This is a genomic window from uncultured Virgibacillus sp., from assembly GCF_947495635.1.
In the GTDB taxonomy this organism is placed as follows: Bacteria; Bacillota; Bacilli; order Bacillales; family Amphibacillaceae; genus Virgibacillus; species Virgibacillus salarius.
Genome location: NZ_CANMAB010000195.1, coordinates 1 through 1,755, shown reverse-complemented (window position 1 = coordinate 1,755; position 1,755 = coordinate 1). Strand labels below are relative to the sequence as shown.

The following is a 1,755-nucleotide window of genomic DNA, read 5'->3' as shown; positions in this document are numbered from 1 at the left end:
GAAGATCCACTTTTTTGAGCGGGTTTTGCTCAAAAAAGTTAGCTGAAGGACAAACCCCACGGAAAGGGAAGTGGGCAACCGGAGTGGTGGTCAAGCAAGCGTAAATCGGAGCATGTAGTGATAAGGACTGAGCGAATTTTGCTCCGTTTTTCTTATGTTTATTGGACGAAAGCACCATAATTAGTAGTATGTAAATCTTGAAAATGAAATAAAGTACGTTACAATACGATGGATGAATCGATAAAAATGGAGGAAGTATAGAAAGGAAGCAATTTTTCTTGCATAATTAGTTAAAAACGAATATTATAGTCAATGTTGTTTTATTATATTCGGAAAGCAAGGTGTTTGTCTTGGATAAGATCTTTAAATTAACGAAAAATAACACAAATATCCAAACAGAGGTGATTGCAGGCCTAACAACATTTCTTACAATGGTCTATATTGTTGTGGTTAACCCCGCAATTCTCTCAGCGGCAGGAGTACCCTTTGATCAAGTGTTTATGGCTACGGTTATCTCTGCAGTTGTAGGTACACTATGCATGGCTTTCTTTGCGAATTATCCAATTGCAATAGCACCAGGTATGGGATTAAATGCATATTTTGCATCTGTTGTAGCATCAGAAGGCTTAACTTATCAGGCGATATTTGGCACTGTATTTGTTGCTGGTATCATCTTTGTTCTCTTGAGTTTGACGACACTTCGAGAGACATTAATAAAAGCAATTCCTGCATCCTTAAAATATGGAATTACCTCAGGGATTGGACTATTTATCGCCTTTAATGGCTTGAGAATGGCCGGTATCGTCGCACCAAATGAAGCAAATATTGTTGGATTGGGAGACTTACATAACCCGATGACTACTTTAACTTTAGTAGGTTTATTTATTACTTTAATTTTATTTGTCTGGAACATAAAGGGTGCTTTATTTATTGGTATGCTCATAACGACGATTATTGCTTTGTTCACAGGACAATTATCCTTTTCAGAAGGCTATGTATCAGCCCCACCAATGCCTGTGTTTTTTGACTTGGATATAGGCAGTGTCTTTAGTCAAGGTCTCTATACGATCGTTTTTGCTTTTCTACTCGTTACCATATTTGATACGACTGGAACCATGATTGGAGTGGCAGAACAAGCAGGTTTTATGAAAAACGGCAATATGCCACGAGCAAAGTCAGCCTTGTTATCGGATGCAACCGCTACAACAGTAGGTTCCATGTTCGGTACAAGCCCTTCAACAGCTTATATTGAGTCTACTTCAGGTGTAGCTGCTGGTGGTAGAACTGGACTAACATCATTAGTAATTGCTTTGCTATTTGCACTATCTATTTTCTTTACACCTATTATAGGTGCAGTTGCAAATTTACCAGCAATTACCTCGCCTGTTTTAATTATTGTAGGTTGTTTTATGATGGAAGGATTAGCTAAAATTAACTGGAAAACATTTGACGAAGCATTTCCAGCCTTTGCGATCATCCTATCCATGCCATTAACATCCAGTATCGCTACGGGAATTTCCATTGGTTTTATTACGTATCCATTATTGAAATTAGTAAACGGAAGAGGAAAGGATGTTCATTGGATATTATATGTATTTGGGATTATTTTTGTAATCCAGATGATTTTCTTTCCAACACATTAAATTATTGTGCCTCCTACGCTTGAAGCGTGGGAGTTTTTGTTCTAAGTTAAGAAAGTATAAAATCAGTGCAATGACTGTGTTAAGCCAAGTAGTTATTTTGAAATGTTTGATG

At 37.3% G+C, this 1,755-nt stretch carries 1 protein-coding gene; it reads left to right on the top strand.

The annotated features are described in order from the left end of the window. Positions 1 to 359 precede the first annotated feature (359 nt). On the top strand, positions 360 to 1,643 hold the full coding sequence (locus Q1A47_RS20410) for an NCS2 family permease (RefSeq protein ID WP_051388216.1): 1,284 nt from the start codon (positions 360 to 362) through the stop codon (positions 1,641 to 1,643). The last annotated feature ends 112 nt before the right edge of the window (positions 1,644 to 1,755 follow it).